This window comes from Mycobacterium sp. 4D054 (assembly GCF_052245755.1).
Taxonomy (GTDB): Bacteria; Actinomycetota; Actinomycetes; order Mycobacteriales; family Mycobacteriaceae; genus Mycobacterium.
Map to the genome: position 1 here is coordinate 77,147 of NZ_JBQQCF010000013.1, position 18,354 is coordinate 95,500.

Below are 18,354 nucleotides of genomic sequence, written 5' to 3' on the forward strand. Positions count from 1 at the left end.
ATAGCATTCCCGGCAGCGATTCGTCCCACGATCGCAGCCGTGACCGCTCACTCGGTGATCAGAACGCGTGCCGGTACTCGCGGAGCTGCACCCGTCCGTCCACTGCGAGCACCCCCTCGGCGCGCAGCCGTTCCAGTTGGCGGGTGGCCAGGTGCGCCGCAGGTCGGCCGGACGCCGAGATCACCCGGTGCCACGGCAAATCCGACGAGTCGGTCCGCATGATCCAGCCCACGATCCGCGGGCTCGACAGCCCGGCGGCTTCGGCGATGTCACCGTAGGTCGCGACCGCGCCCGAGGGTATCGACGCGACGAGTCCGCGGACCGTCTCGACCTGCTCCTCGGTGATCGCCGGCATGCTCAGCCCAGGTGGTCGCGAATCACCGCGGCGGTCTCGGCCGGCTTGGCCAACGGCACCATGTGATCGCAATCCCATTCCAGCAGTGTGAAATCCGAGCCGAGGCCGGCATCGAGCGCGGCGATCAGCTCGTCACCGGCGTAGGGCGGGTCGGTGTGCAGGGCACGCACCAACGTCGTGGGTGTGCCGTCCCGCGGCAGCGGCACCGCGCGGGTCAGCTCGCTCCAGTAGCAGAGCATCGCCGGGATGCTGATGCGCCACCCGACCCGCCCGTTGGGCTGGTCGACGAGGTGTTCGTCGAGTTCCCTGTCCAGCTCCTCCTCGGCGACCTCGCCCCAGGAGCCGCCGGCTTTCTCGTCGCGGGCCTCCGCGCGGTCGGTGTAATCGGGGGAGCGGTACATCTCGTCAGCGACCTCACGCATCCAGCGCCTGTCCAGGGCCACCGCGGGATCCAACAGCACGATGCCTTTGATCAGGTCGGGGCGCTGCGCGGCGAGGTTCAGCGCGATCGCCCCGCCGAACGAGTGACCGACCACCACCACCTGTCCGTCGGCCTCGGCGTCCACCAGAGCGGCCAGCGCGGCGACATTGGCCTCGATCGTCCACGGCGCATCCCACGACGAACGGCCGTGCCCCAGCAGATCCGGTGCGATCACCGGCACGTCGGGCAGATGCCTGGTGAACAGACTCTCCCAGCGCTTGCCGTGGCCGGTCAGTCCGTGGATCGCCAGCACACGGGCAGGGCCGGACGATCCGAAACGGTAGGTGCACAACACATCGGTCACACGTGCAGATGCTGCCAGGTCGACGGGGCCGGGGTCTATCCGAGCGGTGTTGTCGGACCCCCGTGATCTGATGCGTGCATGTCCGCGCCGCACACCGAACTCACCGCCGAAGTCCTCAGTCGACCGGACGTGCGGGGCACATTCCGCGTGCTGGGCGGGCCCGGCACCGGTAAGAGCACGCTGCTGGTGGACACCGCCGCGGCCCACATCCAGGCCGGGCGGGACCCGGAATCGGTTCTGCTGCTGACAGGTTCGGCCCGGCTCAATACGCAGGCCAGGGCGGCCATCACCACCGCCCTGCTCGGCGCCGGGGGACGCAGCGCCGTGCGCGAGCCGCTGGTGCGCACGGTGCACTCCTACGCGTTCGCGGTGTTGCGGCTGGCCGCCCAGCGCAACGGCAGCCCGCCGCCGCGGCTGATCACCAGCGCCGAGCAGGACGGCATCATCCGTGAGCTGCTGACCGGTGACCTCGAGGACGGCGACGCGTCACCCGTCCGGTGGCCGGAGCGGCTGCGGCCGGCGCTGAGCACCGTCGGATTCGCCACCGAACTGCGCGACCTGATGGCCCGCTGCAGCGAGCGCGGCGTCGATCCGCTTGCGCTGCAACGCCTCGGCCGGTCCGCAGGCCGGCCGGAGTGGCAGGCCGCGGGCCGGTTCGCCCAGGCCTACGAGCAGATCATGCTGCTGCGGGCGGCGGTGGGTATGGCCGCCCCGCAGGCCACCGTGCCGGCCCTGGGCGCCGCCGAACTCGTCGGTGCGGCGCTGGAGGCGTTCGCCACCGACGCCGACCTGCTGGCCGCCGAGCGGGCGCGGGTGCAGCTGCTGCTGGTCGACGACGCCCAGCACCTCGACCCCCAGGCCGCCCGCCTGGTCGAGGTGCTCGCCGCCGGCGCCGAGCTGACCGTGATCGCCGGCGATCCCCACCAGACGGTGTTCGGTTACCGCGGCGCCGATCCCGCGCTGCTGCGCGGCGACGGGCCCGCACTGGCCCTGACGCGCTCCTACCGGAGTGCGGCTCCGATCGCCGAGCTGATCGCCGCGGTCGGGCGCCGACTGCCCGGTCCCGACGCCGTGCGGGAGTTCACCGGCACCGACGCGGCAGGTTCGGTCGCGGTGCGCATCGCCGCATCCCAGCACGCCGAGTCGGCGCTGATCGCCGACGCCCTGCGCCGGGCGCACCTGGTCGACGGCGTGCCGTGGTCACAGATGGCGGTGATCGTCCGCTCCGTGCCGCGGACGGGCGCCGCGCTGGGCCGCGCACTGGCGGCAGCGGGCGTGCCGGTGGACCTGCCGCAGAACGATTCTCCGCTGGCCGACCAGCCGGCGGTGCGGGCACTGCTGACCGTTCTGGAGGCCACCGCCGACGGCCTCGACGGTGGCCGGGCGCTGGCACTGGTCACCGGACCGATCGGGCGCGTCGACCCCGTCTCGCTGCGGCAGCTGCGCCGAGCGCTGCGCCGGGCGGCCCCGGGCGCACCCGGGGCGTTCGGTGATCTGCTGGTCGACGCTCTGCACCGCGACGAGAACTCGTTGCCCGACGAGCAGGCGCGGGCACCGCGGCGGGTCGCCGCGGTGCTGGCCGCCGCCCGGCGCAGCGCCGACGAGGGACGCGACCCGCGCCACACCCTCTGGCAGGCCTGGCACCGTTGCGGCCTGCAACGGCGCTGGCTGGCCGCCAGCGAACGGGGCGGCCCGGCCGCGGTTCAGGCCGATCGCGACCTCGATGCCATCACCGCGATGTTCGACGTGGCCGAACAGTACGTCGCGCGGACCGCCGGCGCGTCGCTGCGCGGCTTGGTCGATCACATCGGCGCGTTGTCGCTGCCGCCGGCCCGGTCCGTCGAGCAGGCGCCGGAGGCGGTCGCGCTGCTGAGCGCGCACTCCGCGTTGGACCGGGAGTGGGAGTTCGTGGTGCTCGCTGGACTGCAGGAAGGCTTGTGGCCCAACGTCGCTCCGCGCGGCGGGGTGTTGGGCACCCAGCAGCTGGTGGATGTCATCGACGGCGTCGTCGACGCCGGGGACCGCGCCCTGTCGAGCCGGGCACCGCTGCTGGCCGAGGAGCGCAGGCTACTGATCGCAGCGATCGGCCGCGCCCGCGGCCGACTGCTGGTGACGGCGGTCGACAGCGACAGCGGGGACGCTGCGATGCTGCCGTCCTCCTTCTGCCATGAGATCGCCGCGCTGGCCACTGAACCGGCACCTCAGCCGCCGCCGCCGATCCGCGCTCCGAGGGTGCTGGCGCCGTCGGCCGTCGTCGGTCGTTTGCGGTCGGTGGTGTGCGCAGCGCCGGACGCAGTTGATGACATGGAAAGAGCCTGCGCCGCAGCGCAACTGGCGCGTCTGGCCGAGGCCGGGGTGCATGGCGCGGATCCGGCGACGTGGTACGGAGCCCGCGACCTGTCCAGCGCCGAACCGCTGTGGGAGGGCGACGACCACGTGGTGACGCTGTCGCCGTCGACACTGCAGATGCTCTCGGACTGCCCGTTGCGGTGGTTGCTGGAGCGTCACGGCGGATCCCGTGGCCGTGACGTGCGCTCCAGCCTCGGCTCGCTGGTGCACGCCCTGATCTCCGAAGCGGGCCGCACCGAGGCCCAGCTGCTCGATGGACTCGAAAAGGTGTGGGGCGAGCTTCCTTTCGATGCCCGATGGTATGCCGACAACGAACGGGCCCGGCACCTGGAGATGCTGCGTACCTTTCTGCGGTGGCGGGAGGAGACCCGCGGGGAGCTCACCGAGGTCGGCACCGAGGTCGAGGTCGACGGGAAGGTCGGCGAGGCCGACGGCGAGCGGCCGGCCGTGCGGGTGCGCGGGCGACTGGACCGCCTGGAACGCGACAGTGAAGGCCGGCTCGTCGTCATCGACATCAAGACCGGCAAGAGCCCGGTGAGCAAGGACGACGCCCAGAGCCACGCCCAATTGGCGCTGTACCAGCTGGCGGTGGCGGCCGGCCTGCTGCCCGACGGTGACGAACAGGGAGGCGGACGCCTGGTCTACCTCGGCAAGACCACCGGTGGCGGCGCGACCGAACGCCACCAGGACGCGCTGACCGCCGACGGCCGCAGCGAGTGGGAAGCCCAGGTCCACGAGGCAGCCGCAGCCACGCAAGGGCCGGAGTTCGCCGCCCGGATCAACGACGGCTGCGCGCACTGCCCGGTCCGCGCCATGTGCCCGGCGCAGAACACCAGGAGGGACGCATGACGGGTCCGCGGTACAGTCCCGCCGAATTATCCACAGCGCTGGGTCTTTTCGAGCCCACCGACGAGCAGGCCGCCGTGATCTCGGCCCCGCCGGGACCACTCGTGGTGATCGCCGGCGCCGGGGCGGGCAAGACCGAGACGATGGCCGCACGGGTGGTGTGGCTGGTGGCCAACGGGTACGCCCGGCCCGGGGAGGTGCTCGGTCTGACCTTCACCCGCAAGGCGGCCGGGCAGCTGCTGCGCCGGGTCCGTGCCCGGCTGGCCCGGCTGGCTGGGGCGGGTCTGATGCTCCCGGCGGGCAGTGCGGATCTTGCCGACGACCCCGTCACGATCAGCACCTACCACGCATTCGCCGGGAATCTGCTCCGCGAGTTCGGTCTGCTGCTCCCCGCCGAACCCGACACCAGGCTGCTCGGCGAAACCGAGTTGTGGCAGCTGGCGTTCAGGGTGGTGTGTGAACATCCGGCGGCCCTCGACACCGAGAAGTCGCCGGCCTCGATCACCGACATGGTGCTGCGGTTGGCCGGGCAGCTTTCCGAACACCTCGTCGACACTGCTCAGCTGCGCGACACCCATGTCGAGCTGGAGCGATTGGTGCACCACTTGCCCGCGGGCCGTTACCAGCGCGATCGCGGGCCCAGCCAGTGGCTGCTCCGCATGCTCGCCACCCAGACCGAGCGCACCATGCTCGTCCCACTCATCGACGCGCTGCACCAGCGGATGCGGCAGGAGCGGGTGATGGATTTCGGGATGCAGATGGCCTCGGCCGCGCGGTTGGCCGCGCAGTGCCCGCAGGTCGGCGAACAGCTGCGGCTACGCTACCGCGTGGTCCTGCTCGACGAGTACCAGGACACCGGGCATGCGCAGCGGGTGGCGCTGTCCTCGTTGTTCGGCGGCGGTGCCGACGACGGGCTGGCGCTGACCGCCGTCGGGGACCCGATCCAGTCGATCTACGGCTGGCGCGGAGCCTCGGCGACCAACCTGCCGCGGTTCACCACCGACTTCCCGCTGGCGGACGGCAGCCCGGCGCCGACGCTGGAGCTGCGCACCAGTTGGCGCAACCCGCCCGAAGTCCTGCACCTTGCCAACGAGGTGTCCGTCGAAGCCCGGCGCCGGTCGGTTTCGGTCCGCGCGCTGCAGCCGCGCCCGGGCGCCGAGCCCGGCAGCGTGCGGTGTGCGCTGCTGACCGACGTGGAGGCCGAACGGGAGTGGGTCGCCGAGCAGATCGCGTCGCGGTGGCACGCCGGTTCCGCTGCCGGTGGCGCGGCGCCGACGGCCGCGGTGCTGGTGCGCCGCAACGCCGACGCCGGACCGATGGCCGACGCGCTGACCCGTCGGGGAGTCGCGGTGGAGGTCGTCGGCCTCGCGGGCCTGCTGGCGGTGCCGGAGGTCTCCGATGTGGTCGCCATGCTGCGGCTGGCGGCCGACCCGACCGCCGGGGCGGCGGCAGTGCGGGTATTGACCGGGCCACGGTGGCGGCTGGGCGCCCGCGACGTCGCGGCGCTGTGGCGGCGGGCGGTCACCCTCGTCGACGCGGGCGGTCCCGCGCCCGATGCGGTGTCGGCGACCGCGGGGATCGTCGCGCAACTCGGTCCGGACGCCGACGCCGCGTGCTTGGCCGACGCGATCTGCGATCCGGGCCCGGCCGCGGCGTACTCCCCGCAGGGGCACGCCAGGATCGTCGCGCTGGGGCGTGAACTGACCGCGCTGCGCGCCCATCTGGACAGCCCGCTGCCCGAGCTACTCGCCGAGGTCCGCCGCGTCCTCGGTATCGACACCGAAGTCCGTGCCGCACAACCGGTCTCGGCAGGATGGTCGGGCACCGAGCACCTCGACGCGTTCGCCGACGTGGTGGCCGACTTCGCGTCCCGGGGCGCCACCACGGTGTCGGCGCTGCTGGCCTATCTCGACACCGCCGAGCAGGTGGAGAACGGTCTGGCGCCCGCCGAGGTCACGGTGTCATCGGACCGCGTGCAGATCCTCACCGTGCACGCCGCCAAGGGCCTGGAATGGCAGCTCGTCGCCGTGCCGCACCTGTCCGCTCGGATCTTCCCGTCCACCGCCTCCCCGCGCACCTGGCTCACCGACGCCGCCGACCTGCCCCCGCTGCTGCGCGGTGACTGCGCGGCGGTGTCAGAACACGGCGTTCCGGTGCTCGACACCTCCGACGTCAGCGACCGGAAAGGCTTGTCCGACAAGATCTATGACCACAAGCGCAGCCTGGACCAACGTCGCACCGACGAAGAGCGCCGCCTGCTGTACGTGGCCATCACCCGCGCCGAGGACACGCTGCTGGTGTCGGGCCATCACTGGGGTGCGACCGAGTCCAAGCCCAGAGGTCCGTCGACGTTCCTGACCGAACTCAAGGACGTCATCGACGCGTCGATCGCCGACGGAACTCCGTGTGGAACCGTCGACATCTGGACTGACGCCCCCGCCGGCGGTGAGTCCAACCCGCTGCGCGACCGGGTGGTCGAGGCCGTGTGGCCGGAAGATCCGCTGGGCGGTCGGCGTGCGCACACCGACCGGGGCGCGCAGCTGGTCGCCTCGGCGATGTCCGCCGAGTCACCACCGGATCCGACACCCGATGTCCACGAATGGGCCGCCGACGTCGACGCACTGCTGGCCGAACGCGAACGTGCCGCCCGGCGGCCGGTGCGTCCGTTGCCGCAGCAGTTGTCGGTCAGCGCGGTGGTCGAACTCTGCCGCGACCCGGAGGCGGTCGCCGCACGTCTCCAGCGCCGGCTGCCCCGGCGCCCGGATGCACAGGCCCTGCTGGGCACCGCATTTCACGACTGGGTGCAACGCTACTTCCAGGCCGAGAAGCTGTTCGATCTCGATGACCTGCCCGGCGCGGTGGACGCCGACCGTGACGATCGTGGCGAGCTGGAGGAGCTGCAGAACGCGTTCGTGGTGTCACCGTGGGCTGCTCGCACCCCGATCGATGTGGAGGTGCCGTTCGACATGATGATCGGCGCACGGGTGGTCCGCGGCCGCATCGACGCGGTCTTCGCCGACGACGACGGCGGGGTCACGGTGCTGGACTGGAAGACCGGCGAGCTGCCGCCGACCGAAGAGGAGTTGCGGCACAATGCTGTTCAGCTCTCGGTGTACCGGTTGGCGTGGGCACGCCTGCATGACTGCCCGCTGTCCTCGGTGCGCGCAGCGTTCCATTATGTGCGGTCCGGACGCACGGTCATCCCGGACCACCTGCCCGACGAGGACGAGTTGATCGCGCTGCTGACCGACCGGTCCCGGGACGGGGAGGTGGCTCAGCTGTCGCGGTAGACCTTCCAGGCCTGCGTGATCATCGGGATCTGCAACGGCAGTCGGGCGATCGCACCCAACCGCATGGGCAGTGACTTGGTCGGGTCGTTGAACCACAGCCGCACCATGTTCACGTTGCCGGGGAACACGCCGACGAACAACGCGATCGCCGACAGCGCGCCGGCCTTGCGGGTCTTCGGCGCCAGCAGCAGTGCGCCCACACCGACCTCGGCGGCACCGGAGGCGTAAGTGTAGAAGCGCTGCGTGCCGGGGAGTTCCGCGGGCACGATCGAGTCGAAGGGCTTCGGGGCGACGAAATGCAGGATGCCCATGCCGACCAGCCAGGCGCCCATTCGGGCGCCACGTGAGGACTTCGTGATCTGCTGCCGTGCCGTTGGGGACGTGGTCATGATTACATTGTGCTGGTGCGGCTGCCTCACTCCTTGACCGGCCCTCGTGGCTAAGGGACGTCTACGCCGGCGGGTACGCCGGTTCGATCAGGCGCTGGCCGATCTGCCGGTTCACGCGCTCACCGACCGCGTGCAGATCCCGACCGAGACGGTGAGCCCGGCGCGGCGCATCACCGTACGCGTCATCTACGCGCTGGGGGCGCTGTTCGCCGCGGTGCTGATCGTCTACCTCGACCGCGACGGGTACCGCGACAGCCAAGAGAATCCACTGTCCTTCCTGGACTGCCTGTACTACGCGACGGTGTCCCTGTCGACGACGGGTTACGGCGACATCACCCCGATCACCCCGGAGGCGCGCCTGGTCAACGTCCTGGTGATCACGCCGCTGCGGGTGGCTTTCCTGATCGTGCTGATCGGCACCACCGTCGAGACCCTCACCACGCAATCGCGTCAGGTCTATCAAATCCAGCGCTGGAGGAGCAGATTGCGCAACCACATCATCATCGTCGGCTACGGCACCAAGGGCCGCACCGCCGCCGCGGCGATGGTCGGCGACGAGATCGCACCCGGCGACATCGTGGTGGTCGACGAGGACACCGCGGCCCTGGAACGCGCCAAGAGCGCGGGCCTGGTCACCGTTCGCGGCAGTGCCACCGACTCCGAGGTTCTGCGCCTGGCCGGCGCTCAGCACGCCAGGACCATCATCGTCGCGGCCAACCGTGACGACACCGCTGTCCTGGTCACCCTCACCGCCCGCGAACTCGCGCCGAAGGCCAAGATCATCGCCGCGGTGCGCGAAACCGACAATGAACACCTACTCAAGCAGTCCGGGGCGGACTCGACCGTCGTCACCTCCGAGACGGCGGGCCGTTTGCTCGGCATCGCGGTAAAGACCCCCAGCGTCGTCGAGATGATGGAGGATCTGCTCACCCCCGACCGCGGTTTCGCGATCGCCGAACGGGAGGTCACGCCGAAGGAGGTCGGTGGCTCGCCACGCCATCTGCCCGACATCGTGCTCGGTGTGGTCCGCGGCAACAGGCTGATCCGGGTCGACGACCCCGAGGTCGACGCTCTGGAGCCGGGAGACAGGCTGCTCTACATCAGGTCCGCGGACGAGGAGCGATGAGCGCTTGCGCCGCGACGAGCCCTCGGGCGAGGAGCCGTCGAGTGAAGAGCAGAAGGCAGCGATGAGCGCTTGCGCCGCGACGAGCCCTCGGGCGAAAAGCGCTTGCGCGAAGAGCAGAAGGCAGCGATGACACCTTTCCGGCTACGCAATGTCCCGCTGCTGTCCCGGGTTGGCGCCGACCGCGCCGACACGTTGCGCACCGATGTCGACGCCGCGGTCGCCGGATGGCCCGACGCGCTGTTGCTGCGGGTAGACCGGCGTAACCAGGTGTTGATCTCCGGCGGCCGCGCGGTGCTGAACCGCGCCGTGTCCGCCGGTGCCGCCCCGCCCGAGGACGCCGTGTTTCTCGGCAAGCTCGGCGATGGCACCCACGTGTGGGCGCTGCGCTCGGAGCTCGAACCCCCGGAGGACTCCGACGCCCCGCTCGAAGTGCTCGACCTGCGTCGCACCGGCGAGGTGTTCGACGACGTCAGCGCTCAACTGGTCGCCACCGCGACCGCGCTGCTGAACTGGCACGACCATGCCCGCTTCAGCCCGGTCGATGGTGCCCCGACCACGCCGATCAAGAGCGGCTGGGCGCGGATCAACGCGGTCACCGGTCACGAGGAGTTCCCGCGCATCGACCCCGCGGTGATCTGCCTGGTGCACGACGGGCACGACCGCGCGGTGCTGGCCCGACAGACGGTGTGGCCGCCGCGGCTGTTCTCGATTCTGGCCGGCTTCGTCGAGGCGGGGGAGTCGTTCGAGTCCTGCGTGGTGCGTGAGATCGCCGAGGAGATCGGCCTGACCGTCACCGACGTCGAGTACCTGGGGTCTCAGCCGTGGCCGTTCCCGCGGTCGCTGATGGTCGGTTTTCACGCCCTCGGTGACCCCGAGCAACCGTTCTCCTTCAACGACGGCGAGATCGCCGAAGCCGCATGGTTCACCCGTGCCGAGATCCGCGAGGCGCTCGACCAGGGGGACTGGAGTTCGGGCAGCACCTCGAAACTACTGCTGCCCGGGTCGATCTCGATCGCGCGGGAGATCATCGAATCCTGGGCCGCGCTGGACTGACGTCGCCGGAGCCGGGCCGTGCGAGTTATCCGGCCAGCTTGGCTTTGACCTGCTTGATGCTCGGATTGGTGAGCGTGGAGCCGTCGGTGAACTTCACCGTCGGCACGACGTGGTTGCCTCCGTTGACCGACCCGACGAACTCCGCGGCGGAGGGATCGGCCTCGATGTCGACCTCGGTCCAGCTGATGCCTTCGGACTTCAACGCCATCTTCAGACGCGAGCAGTAGCCGCACCACGTGGTCGTGTACATGGTCAGGGTGGCTTCGTCAGCGCTCATAAGCCCATCAACGTAGCCGACGCGCCCGACATGCCCGTCCCGAGGTCCGCGCTTGTCGGGGCACGCTGACATGATGGTCGGCATGCCCTCGACAGCCTCTCGTGACCGGCTGCTGGGTGACCTCGACTCCGAACAGCGCGAGGCGGTGCTGGCGCCCCGGGGCCCGGTCTGCGTACTCGCCGGTGCGGGCACCGGAAAGACACGCACCATCACCCGCCGCATCGCTCATCTGGTGACGGCCGGCCACGTCGCCCCCGGTCAGGTGCTGGCGGTCACCTTCACCCAGCGCGCGGCCGGGGAGATGCGGGGCCGGTTGCGCGCCCTTGACGAGGGCGCAGGCACCGGCGCGGTGCAGGCGCAGACGTTTCACGCCGCCGCCCGGCGCCAGCTGTCGTATTTCTGGCCGCGCGTGGTCGGCAACACCGAGTGGCAGCTGATGGACAGTAAGTTCGCCGTCGTCGCCCAGGCCGCCAACCGCACCGGGCTCCCTACCGGCACCGACAATGTCCGTGACCTCGCCGGGGAGATCGAGTGGGCCAAGGCGTCACTGATCACTCCGGAGGCCTACGCGCAGGCCGTCGCCGAGGTCGGCCGCGACATCCCGTTCGACGCGGAGAAGGTCGCGACGGCCTATGCCAACTACGAGACCCTCAAGTCCCGCCGAGAAGGCATGGCGCTGCTGGACTTTGACGACCTGCTGTTGCACACCGCCGCCGCCATCGAGAACGACCCCGCGGTGGCCCAGGAGTTCCGTGACCGGTACCGCTGCTTCGTCGTCGACGAGTACCAGGACGTCACGCCGCTGCAGCAGCGCGTGCTCGACGCCTGGCTGGGCGGCCGCGACGACCTGACGGTCGTCGGCGACGCCAACCAGACCATCTACTCGTTCACCGGCGCCTCACCGCGCTACCTGCTCGACTTCTCGCGACGGTTCCCCGAGGCCGCGGTGGTGCGACTGGAGCGCGACTACCGCTCCACCCCGCAGGTCGTCTCGCTGGCCAACCGGGTGATCGCGGCCGCGCGCGGGCGGATGGCGGGCAGCCGGCTACACCTGATCGGCCAGCGCCCGCCGGGGCCCGAACCGGTGTTCAAGGAGTATCCCGACGAGGTCGCCGAAGCGACCGCGGTGGCCCGCAGCATCGGCAAGCTCATCGAATCCGGTACTGCCGCTTCGGAAATCGCCGTGCTCTACCGCATCAACGCTCAGTCAGAAGTTTACGAGGAAGCTCTCACCGAGGCAGGCATTGCCTTTCAGGTGCGCGGCGGTGAGGGGTTTTTCAGCCGTCAGGAGATCCGGCAGGCACTGCTGGCGCTGCAGCGCGTCGCCGAGCGCGGCCACATCGAGGATCCGCTGCCCGAACTGGTGCGCGCCACGCTGGAGCCGCTGGGCCTGACAGCGGAGCCACCCGCAGGCGTCAAGGCCCGCGACCGTTGGGAGGCGCTGGCCGCGCTCGCCGAGCTCGTCGACGACGAGGTGGCCCAACGTCCGCATCTGGATCTTCGGGGACTCCTCACCGAGTTGCGGCAGCGCGCCGACGCCCGCCACCCACCTGTGGTGCAGGGCGTCACCCTGGCCTCGCTGCACGCCGCCAAGGGCCTTGAGTGGGACGCGGTGTATCTGGTCGGGCTGGCCGACGGCACCCTGCCGATCAGCCACGCGCTTGCGCACGGCCCCGACAGCGAGCCCGTGGAGGAGGAGCGTCGCCTCCTCTATGTCGGAATCACCAGGGCGCGTGTGCATTTGACGCTGAGCTGGGCGCTGGCCCGCAACCCGGGCGGTCGGCAGGGGCGGCGGCCGTCCCGGTTCCTCAACGGCATCGCGCCGCAGTCCCAGCGGGATGACGGGCCCAGCAAGCCGCGGAAGCCTCGTGGACCGGCGCCGCGCTGCCGGGTGTGCAACGCGCCGCTGACCACACCGCCGGCGATCATGTTGCGCCGGTGCGAAAGCTGCCCTTCGGACATCGACGAGGAATTGCTGGCCGAGCTGAAGGATTGGCGGCTGCGGGTCTCCAAGGAGATGAGTGTGCCCGCGTACGTCGTGTTCACCGACAACACTCTGATCGCGATCGCGGAATCGCTGCCGTCCGACAACGCCGCGTTGGTGGCCATCCCCGGTATCGGCGCCCGCAAGCTCGAGCAGTACGGGCCGGACATCCTCGCACTGGTCAAAGGCCGCCAAAAAGCGTAAAGATCGCGCCAAAAGCGCTGGTCAAAAATGTGTTGTGCGATTTTGCTGCTAACCTCTAGCCTCAGAACACGCAGACCACGGCCTTGTGCGAGAGGAGGGTGCCCATCATGAACAGCAACGTTTTCACGGTTGCCGGCGTAGCTGCCGCCATGTCGCGGACCCTCCCTGCGCAGTTCTGGGCACGTCCCGCTCATCCCATCACCGCCGCAGCCGTCGCCGCCGCGCCGCGTAAGCGCCGCGCCGCCGCCGGTGCGATTGCGTCCGTGGGGGGCCACCTCTAGGTAAGCCCCAACCGCCAACCAGGCCACGGACCCGCAATCACGGATCCGTGGCCTTCGTCGTTTCTGGTCGCAGATCCCCGAGAAGTTCACAGCACAGACAGCACCAACGACCAGGAAGCAGAGGAGCGACATGTCTTCGCCGACATGCGAGAAGACGAAGTTAACGGTGCCGTGTCATGTCGAGGACCCCGATCTGTGGTTCGCCGAGGATCCCCAGGATCTGGAACGGGCCAAGGGGCTGTGTGCGGACTGCCCGATCCGGCGCGAATGCCTCAACGCGGCGCTGCAGCGTCAGGAGCCGTGGGGCGTCTGGGGCGGTGAGATCCTCGACCGGGGTGCGGTCATCGCCCGTAAGCGGCCCCGCGGACGGCCCCGGAAGGACGCCAAAGAAACTGTGGCCGCGTGAGATTCAGCTGGCCCCGGCGCTCACACCGCGTCGGGGTCGGCGAATCCGGGCACCTTCTCCATGGCGATACGCCGGGTGTCGACGTGCGCGTCGAGCTGGCAGGAGATCGCGACGATGGATGCGATCACCCGCATCGGGATCGCCAGCTTCGGCGGGATGTCCATCTGCCGGGCCGTTTTGATCTGGCCGGCAGCTTTGTCCAGCTCCAGGGCGGTCATCTTCTGCAACCAGCGCCGGGTGTAGTGGAACACCGGCACCTCCAGCGGTTCGACGTATTGCTTGAGCATGTCGTCGATCTCGCGGGTGGAGACCCGCTGACCCTTCTGGATGAAGCCGGCCTTCTCCATGGTGGGCAGCAACTTGTCGTAGTTCTTGTCCACCGCGTAGCGCAGGATCTGGCCGAGCTCGACGGGCCAGCCGCCGGGCATCGGGGCGACGGCGCCGAAGTCGATGACGCCCATCTTGTCGTCGGGCAGCAGCATGAAGTTCCCGGGGTGGGCGTCGCCGTGCACCATCCCGAGCCGCGTCGGTGCGTCGTCGCAGAACTCGAACAGCCGGGTGGCCATCAGGTCGCGCTGCTCCTGAGTTCCCTCCCGGATGATCTGCGACAGCGGGATGCCCTCGATCCACTCCTGGATGACGACTTTGGGCGCGCTGGCGACCACGCGCGGCACGACGAAATGCAAGTCGCCCTCGTAGGCCTTCGCGAACGCGCGCTGGTTGTCGGCCTCCAGTCGGTAGTCGAGCTCCATCTCGGTACGTTCGATCAGCTCGTCGACCACCCCCTGCACGTCGGCGCCGGGGGAAAGCTGCTTGAGCACACTGACCATGCGCTGCATGGTCTTGAGGTCGGCGCGCAACGCCTCGTCGGCGCCGGGGTACTGAATCTTGACCGCGACCTCGCGGCCGTCGGACCAGACGGCCTTGTGCACCTGGCCGATGCTGGCCGATGCCACCGACTTGTCATCGAAGGACTGGAAGCGTTCCCGCCACTTGGTGCCCAGCTGCTGGTCGAGAACCCGGTGCACCTTGGCGGCCGGCAGTGGTGGCGCCTCGCGCTGCAGCTTGGTCAGTGCCTCCCGGTAGGGCTTGCCGTACTGCTCGGGAATGGCGGCTTCCATCACCGACAGGGCCTGGCCGACCTTCATCGCGCCACCCTTGAGCTCGCCGAGCACGGTGAACAGTTGCTGCGCCGCCTTGTCCATCAGCTCGGCGTTGACCTCGTCTTTCGACTTGCCGGTCAACCGCTTGCCGATGCCGAGCGCGGCACGTCCTGCCATACCGACGGGCAGCGACGCCAACTTCGCGTTGCGCGCCGCGCGCCCGCGCTTGATCTCACTCACCGGTCCATCATCCATGACGCCGCTGAACTTCGACCAACGACTTGGCAACGCGCGATGTCAGCATGCGCAGTCCGGATGCCGCGACCAGCGACGCGCAGTCACCGATCCACTGGTCACCTCGAACTCCAGTGTGGTGTCCAGGGTCGCGGGGCTGTCGGCGCGCTCACCGCGCACCGCGCGGATGACGTGGTCGATCTCGTGGAGCGCAAGCGCGGCGGTGGCCAGCAACGTGGCCCGGTCCGCGCTGCCGACTGTGCGGCACAGCTGCGCGGCGACGGCGGGCCAGGCGGCGTCACGGTCACTGCGGTGCAGGTCCGCGCAGCGCAGGCAGCTGGTGGCGCCGGGAATCACCAGCGGCCCGATCAGCCCGGTGCCGTCGCGCACCCGCACCGGCAGGTGCGCCACACCCCCGTCGTGCAGTTCACGCACGACCCGCGGATCGGCGACCAGGTAGTCGGCCAGCACCACCAGATCGACCTGCGTGGTCGAGGCGTGGGTCCGGCTGCTGAGGCTGACCCGCACATTCGAGCAGCGAAGCGATGCGGTGAGCAGATCGGTCAACGGGCCGTCGCCGTGCACCCGCACCGAGGCCGCGCGGGCGTCGGCCGGGGCAGCGGTGACGACGCCGCGGTCGACGAGATGGCTGAGAAGACCCGCGACGACGGTTTCGGCCACGCCTCGACCGGCGGCCAGCCTCTGCAGCTCCGGCGCGGTCGCCGCACCCTGCAGCGCCCGCAGCAATTCGGCCAGGACCGCGGCGGACAGCCCGGCGGGCGGGTGCACGATGACCGCGCGCCGCGGATCCCACCCGACCTGCACGGTGCCGTCTGGGCGGGACAGCACCGGGGTGGCGGTGCTCAGCGCGTACCGCGTCATGCATTGACAGTGTCATGGCGCGACGTCGGCGGGCGCAGTTATCCACAGGCCGGCCTCACCCGCGAGGTCGCCCTGGCCTAGGCGGCGAGAACGCATGGGCTACGGATCACCCACCTCGTAGGAGGGGCACACCAGCCCCAAGAGCCACAACTATCCGCGTTTTTCAGGGGTCTACTCGGACTTTCCCTGCAGAGCGTGGAAATTTGTGACGGTTGTGACTTCGACCAGGGGCGGACGGGTTGAGGGGTCAGGCCTTCGGGTCGTCGTGCCCCTCGTCACGTCCGCCGTCGCCGGTTTCTTCGCGGGGACCCTCGTCCTGTCCCCCGGAAAGCGCCTCGCCGAAAGCCTGCTCGATCGCGCTGTCGATGTCACTGGTGTCCCCGCCGATCATCCGGTCGATGAAGGCGGCCGGCTCGTCGAGGTCGGCGGCACTGGGCAGCAGGTCGGGGTGCTGCCACACACTGTCGCGGGCGTCGGCGCCGACGGCCTCGGTGAGCTTGCGCCACAGGTCGGCGGCCTCGCGCATCTTGCGGGGACGCAGTTCCAGGCCGACCAGGGTGGCGAACGTCTGCTCCGCCGGCCCTCCGGTCGCACGCCGGCGGCGCAGCATCTCGGACAGCGCCGACGTGCCGGGGATGCGGTCGCCGAGCGCATCGGACACCACGGTCTGCACCCAACCCTCGATCAGCGCGAGGGTGGTCTCCAGCCGTTCCAGCGCCGCGGTCTGCTCCGGGGTGGCCTTCGGCTCGAAGATGCCCTGGTTGAGCAGCTGCTCCATTTCGGACGGATCGGTCAGCGACGCCGGGTTGAAGCCGCGCGCGAACTCCTCGATCCCGGACATGTCGATCTTGGTGCCCTTGGCGAACGCCTCCACGGCGTTGAGCAGCTGGGTGGACAGCCACGGCACATGGCTGAACAGTCGGTGGTGGGCCGCCTCCCGGGCGGCCAGGAACGTGACGATCTCGCTGCGCGGCTGCTCCAGTCCCTCGGCCAGCGACTCCACCGCCTCGGGCATCAGCGCGGCGACCCCCTTGGGGCCCAACGGAAGACCGATGTCGGTGGAGGTCAGCACCTCCTTCGACAGCGTGCCCAGCGCCTGACCGAGCTGTGAGCCGAACGCCATCCCGCCCATCTGCGACATCATCGACAGCAGCGGCCCGGCCATCGCCTTGGCCTCCTCGGGCAGGGCCTGCGCCCACACCGTCGAGATCTGCTCGGCCACCGGATCGCACAACCGCTTCCAGGTCTCCATGGTGTTGTCGATCCAGTCGGTCGGTGTCCACGCCGCCGTGCGGACGGTGCCCGCGGGCAGCGGGGTGACACCGTCGAGCCAGGTCTCGGCGAGCCGCACCGCGTCGGTGATCGCGGACGCGGTCTGTTCCGGCACGGGCGCGACGAAACCGATCGAGCTGGACGCCAGCTGGCGGGCCAGGTCGTAGTTGACCGGGCCGGCGGACTTGCCGCCCGCCATCGACGTGCCTGCCCCGCTGAACATCTCGCCGAGTTTGGAGAAGATCTGGCCCAGCTGCGACATGTCGAACTCGCCGCCGGGGAAGGCGCCGCCGAACGGGTCCCCACCCGAGTTGGGGTCCTTCTTGGGTTTGTCGCGGTCGGGGTCGTCCCCGGCGGAGAAGCCGAAAGGCAGGTCAGCCATGCCCTCAACGGTACTCACCCGGGACGCAGCGTGCGGGTGGCCGGGTCACGCTGAGAGTGAACCGGGGTGGTCTTCGCGGCCGGCCGCGGTCGCCGACCTTTACTGTGGGCGGCGTGAACAGGCGGATTTCCACGCTGGTCGTCGCGCTGGTGCCCATCCTGATCTTCGGGGTGTTGCTGACCGTGGTGACCGTGCCCTACGTCGCGCTCGGCCCGGGGCCGACCTTCGACACGCTCGGGGAGGTCGACGGCAAGGAGGTCGTCGCGATCGAGGGCGCCGACGTTCACAAGACCTCCGGGCACCTGAACATGACCACGGTGGCCCAGCGGGACGGTCTGACGCTCGGTCAGGCGCTGATCTTCTGGGCCTCGGGCCGCGATCAACTCGTCCCGCGCGAGCTGGTGTATCCGCCGGACAAGACCAGGGAAGAGATCGACGAGGCGAACACCAAGGACTTCCGCCAGTCCGAGGACAGCGCCGAGTACGCCGCGTTGCAGTACCTGAAGTACCCGATGGCCGTCACCGTGGAGAGCATCGACGAGGACGGCCCTTCGAAGGGCAAGCTGCAGGCCGGTGACGCCATCGACGGGGTCAACAACATCCCGGTGGCGACGCTGGAGCAGTTCCAGGGGCTGCTCAAGGACACCAAGCCGGGGGACACCATTGTCGTCGACTATCGCCGCAAGAACGCGCCGATGGGCAGCACCGAGATCACGCTGGGTTCCCACCCCGAACGCGCCCAGGGCTTCCTCGGGGTCAACGTGCTCGACGCGCCCTGGGCGCCGTTCGCCATCGACTTCAATCTCGCCAACATCGGCGGACCGTCAGCAGGGCTGATGTTCAGCCTGGCCGTGGTAGACAAGCTGACCACCGGCGACGTCAACGGCGGCAAGTTCGTCGCGGGCACCGGCACCATCAGCGGTGACGGCAAGGTCGGCTCCATCGGCGGCATCACCCACAAGATCGCCGCCGCCCGGGATGCCGGCGCCACCGCGTTCCTGGTGCCCGCCGACAACTGCGCCGAAGCCAAGACCGCCGACGCCGACGGCATCGAGCTGCTCAAGGTGGACACTCTGGAGCATGCGATCGACGGGATGCGCACGCTTTCCGCTGGTGGTGAACCCCCCCGCTGCTGA

15 protein-coding genes are annotated in these 18,354 nt (G+C 70.0%); 8 read left to right on the forward strand and 7 right to left on the reverse strand.

The genetic code is table 11. The annotated features are described in order from the left end of the window. Nucleotides 1-58: 58 nt before the first annotated feature. Nucleotides 59-355, reverse strand: coding sequence for an MGMT family protein (locus ACTWP6_RS12135; protein ID WP_443187796.1), 297 nt, complete (start codon nucleotides 353-355; stop codon nucleotides 59-61). Nucleotides 356-357: 2 nt separating this feature from the next. Beyond that, nucleotides 358-1,140, reverse strand: a complete 783-nt coding sequence (locus ACTWP6_RS12140; RefSeq protein WP_443187797.1) for an alpha/beta fold hydrolase — start codon at nucleotides 1,138-1,140, stop codon at nucleotides 358-360. Nucleotides 1,141-1,218: 78 nt separating this feature from the next. Between ACTWP6_RS12140 and ACTWP6_RS12145 the strand changes: the two genes are divergently transcribed. Together ACTWP6_RS12145 and ACTWP6_RS12150 are read left to right on the forward strand one after the other, a co-directional pair. Beyond that, nucleotides 1,219-4,338 carry a PD-(D/E)XK nuclease family protein gene (locus ACTWP6_RS12145; RefSeq protein WP_443187798.1) on the forward strand — a complete coding sequence of 1,040 codons (3,120 nt, stop codon included), beginning with the start codon at nucleotides 1,219-1,221 and terminating at the stop codon, nucleotides 4,336-4,338. Beyond that, nucleotides 4,335-7,625, forward strand: a complete 3,291-nt coding sequence (locus tag ACTWP6_RS12150) for an ATP-dependent helicase (protein WP_443187799.1) — start codon at nucleotides 4,335-4,337, stop codon at nucleotides 7,623-7,625. Before ACTWP6_RS12145 ends, ACTWP6_RS12150 begins: the two co-directional genes overlap by 4 nt. Here the strand turns inward: ACTWP6_RS12150 and ACTWP6_RS12155 are convergent. Further along, nucleotides 7,610-8,014: a DoxX family protein gene (locus tag ACTWP6_RS12155; RefSeq protein WP_443187800.1), complete on the reverse strand. Its 405-nt coding sequence runs from the start codon at nucleotides 8,012-8,014 to the stop codon at nucleotides 7,610-7,612. The two genes, ACTWP6_RS12150 and ACTWP6_RS12155, sit on opposite strands and share 16 nt — an antisense overlap. 46 nt (nucleotides 8,015-8,060) lie before the next feature. Here ACTWP6_RS12155 and ACTWP6_RS12160 point away from each other — a divergent pair, with 46 nt between their 5' ends. Beyond that, nucleotides 8,061-9,140, forward strand: a complete 1,080-nt coding sequence (locus ACTWP6_RS12160) for a potassium channel family protein (RefSeq protein ID WP_260757762.1) — start codon at nucleotides 8,061-8,063, stop codon at nucleotides 9,138-9,140. Between the two features lie 126 nt (nucleotides 9,141-9,266). Further along, nucleotides 9,267-10,193, forward strand: coding sequence for an NAD(+) diphosphatase (nudC, locus tag ACTWP6_RS12165; protein ID WP_260757763.1), 927 nt, complete (start codon nucleotides 9,267-9,269; stop codon nucleotides 10,191-10,193). 25 nt (nucleotides 10,194-10,218) lie between these two features. Here nudC and mrx1 read toward each other — a convergent pair whose 3' ends face one another. Beyond that, entirely contained in the window at nucleotides 10,219-10,470 is a 252-nt protein-coding gene (gene mrx1 / locus ACTWP6_RS12170) for a mycoredoxin Mrx1 (RefSeq protein WP_260757764.1), read from the reverse strand. A gap of 82 nt (nucleotides 10,471-10,552) precedes the next feature. Between mrx1 and ACTWP6_RS12175 the strand changes: the two genes are divergently transcribed. The 3 genes from ACTWP6_RS12175 to ACTWP6_RS12185 all read left to right on the forward strand — a co-directional run bounded on the left by ACTWP6_RS12175 (nucleotide 10,553) and on the right by ACTWP6_RS12185 (nucleotide 13,345). Continuing rightward, nucleotides 10,553-12,658: an ATP-dependent DNA helicase UvrD2 gene (locus tag ACTWP6_RS12175; RefSeq protein ID WP_443187801.1), complete on the forward strand. Its 2,106-nt coding sequence runs from the start codon at nucleotides 10,553-10,555 to the stop codon at nucleotides 12,656-12,658. Nucleotides 12,659-12,765: 107 nt separating this feature from the next. Next, nucleotides 12,766-12,939 carry a hypothetical protein gene (locus tag ACTWP6_RS12180; RefSeq protein ID WP_443187802.1) on the forward strand — a complete coding sequence of 58 codons (174 nt, stop codon included), beginning with the start codon at nucleotides 12,766-12,768 and terminating at the stop codon, nucleotides 12,937-12,939. Nucleotides 12,940-13,069: 130 nt separating this feature from the next. Continuing rightward, a complete protein-coding gene (locus ACTWP6_RS12185; RefSeq protein WP_260757767.1) occupies nucleotides 13,070-13,345 on the forward strand; it encodes a WhiB family transcriptional regulator in 276 nt (91 codons plus the stop codon). A gap of 20 nt (nucleotides 13,346-13,365) precedes the next feature. Here the strand turns inward: ACTWP6_RS12185 and ACTWP6_RS12190 are convergent, their stop codons facing one another. The 3 genes from ACTWP6_RS12190 to ACTWP6_RS12200 all read right to left on the reverse strand — a co-directional run bounded on the left by ACTWP6_RS12190 (nucleotide 13,366) and on the right by ACTWP6_RS12200 (nucleotide 17,218). Then, nucleotides 13,366-14,703 carry a macrolide-binding ATPase MABP-1 gene (locus tag ACTWP6_RS12190; protein ID WP_443187803.1) on the reverse strand — a complete coding sequence of 446 codons (1,338 nt, stop codon included), beginning with the start codon at nucleotides 14,701-14,703 and terminating at the stop codon, nucleotides 13,366-13,368. Between the two features lie 42 nt (nucleotides 14,704-14,745). Next, a complete protein-coding gene (locus ACTWP6_RS12195; RefSeq protein ID WP_443187804.1) occupies nucleotides 14,746-15,564 on the reverse strand; it encodes a cyclodehydratase in 819 nt (272 codons plus the stop codon). Nucleotides 15,565-15,811: 247 nt separating this feature from the next. After that, nucleotides 15,812-17,218 (reverse strand): zinc-dependent metalloprotease, encoded by a 1,407-nt coding sequence (locus tag ACTWP6_RS12200; RefSeq protein WP_443187805.1) that lies wholly within the window; start codon nucleotides 17,216-17,218, stop codon nucleotides 15,812-15,814. Nucleotides 17,219-17,331: 113 nt separating this feature from the next. Between ACTWP6_RS12200 and ACTWP6_RS12205 the strand changes: the two genes are divergently transcribed. Further along, nucleotides 17,332-18,354, forward strand: coding sequence for a YlbL family protein (locus tag ACTWP6_RS12205; RefSeq protein ID WP_443187806.1), 1,023 nt, complete (start codon nucleotides 17,332-17,334; stop codon nucleotides 18,352-18,354).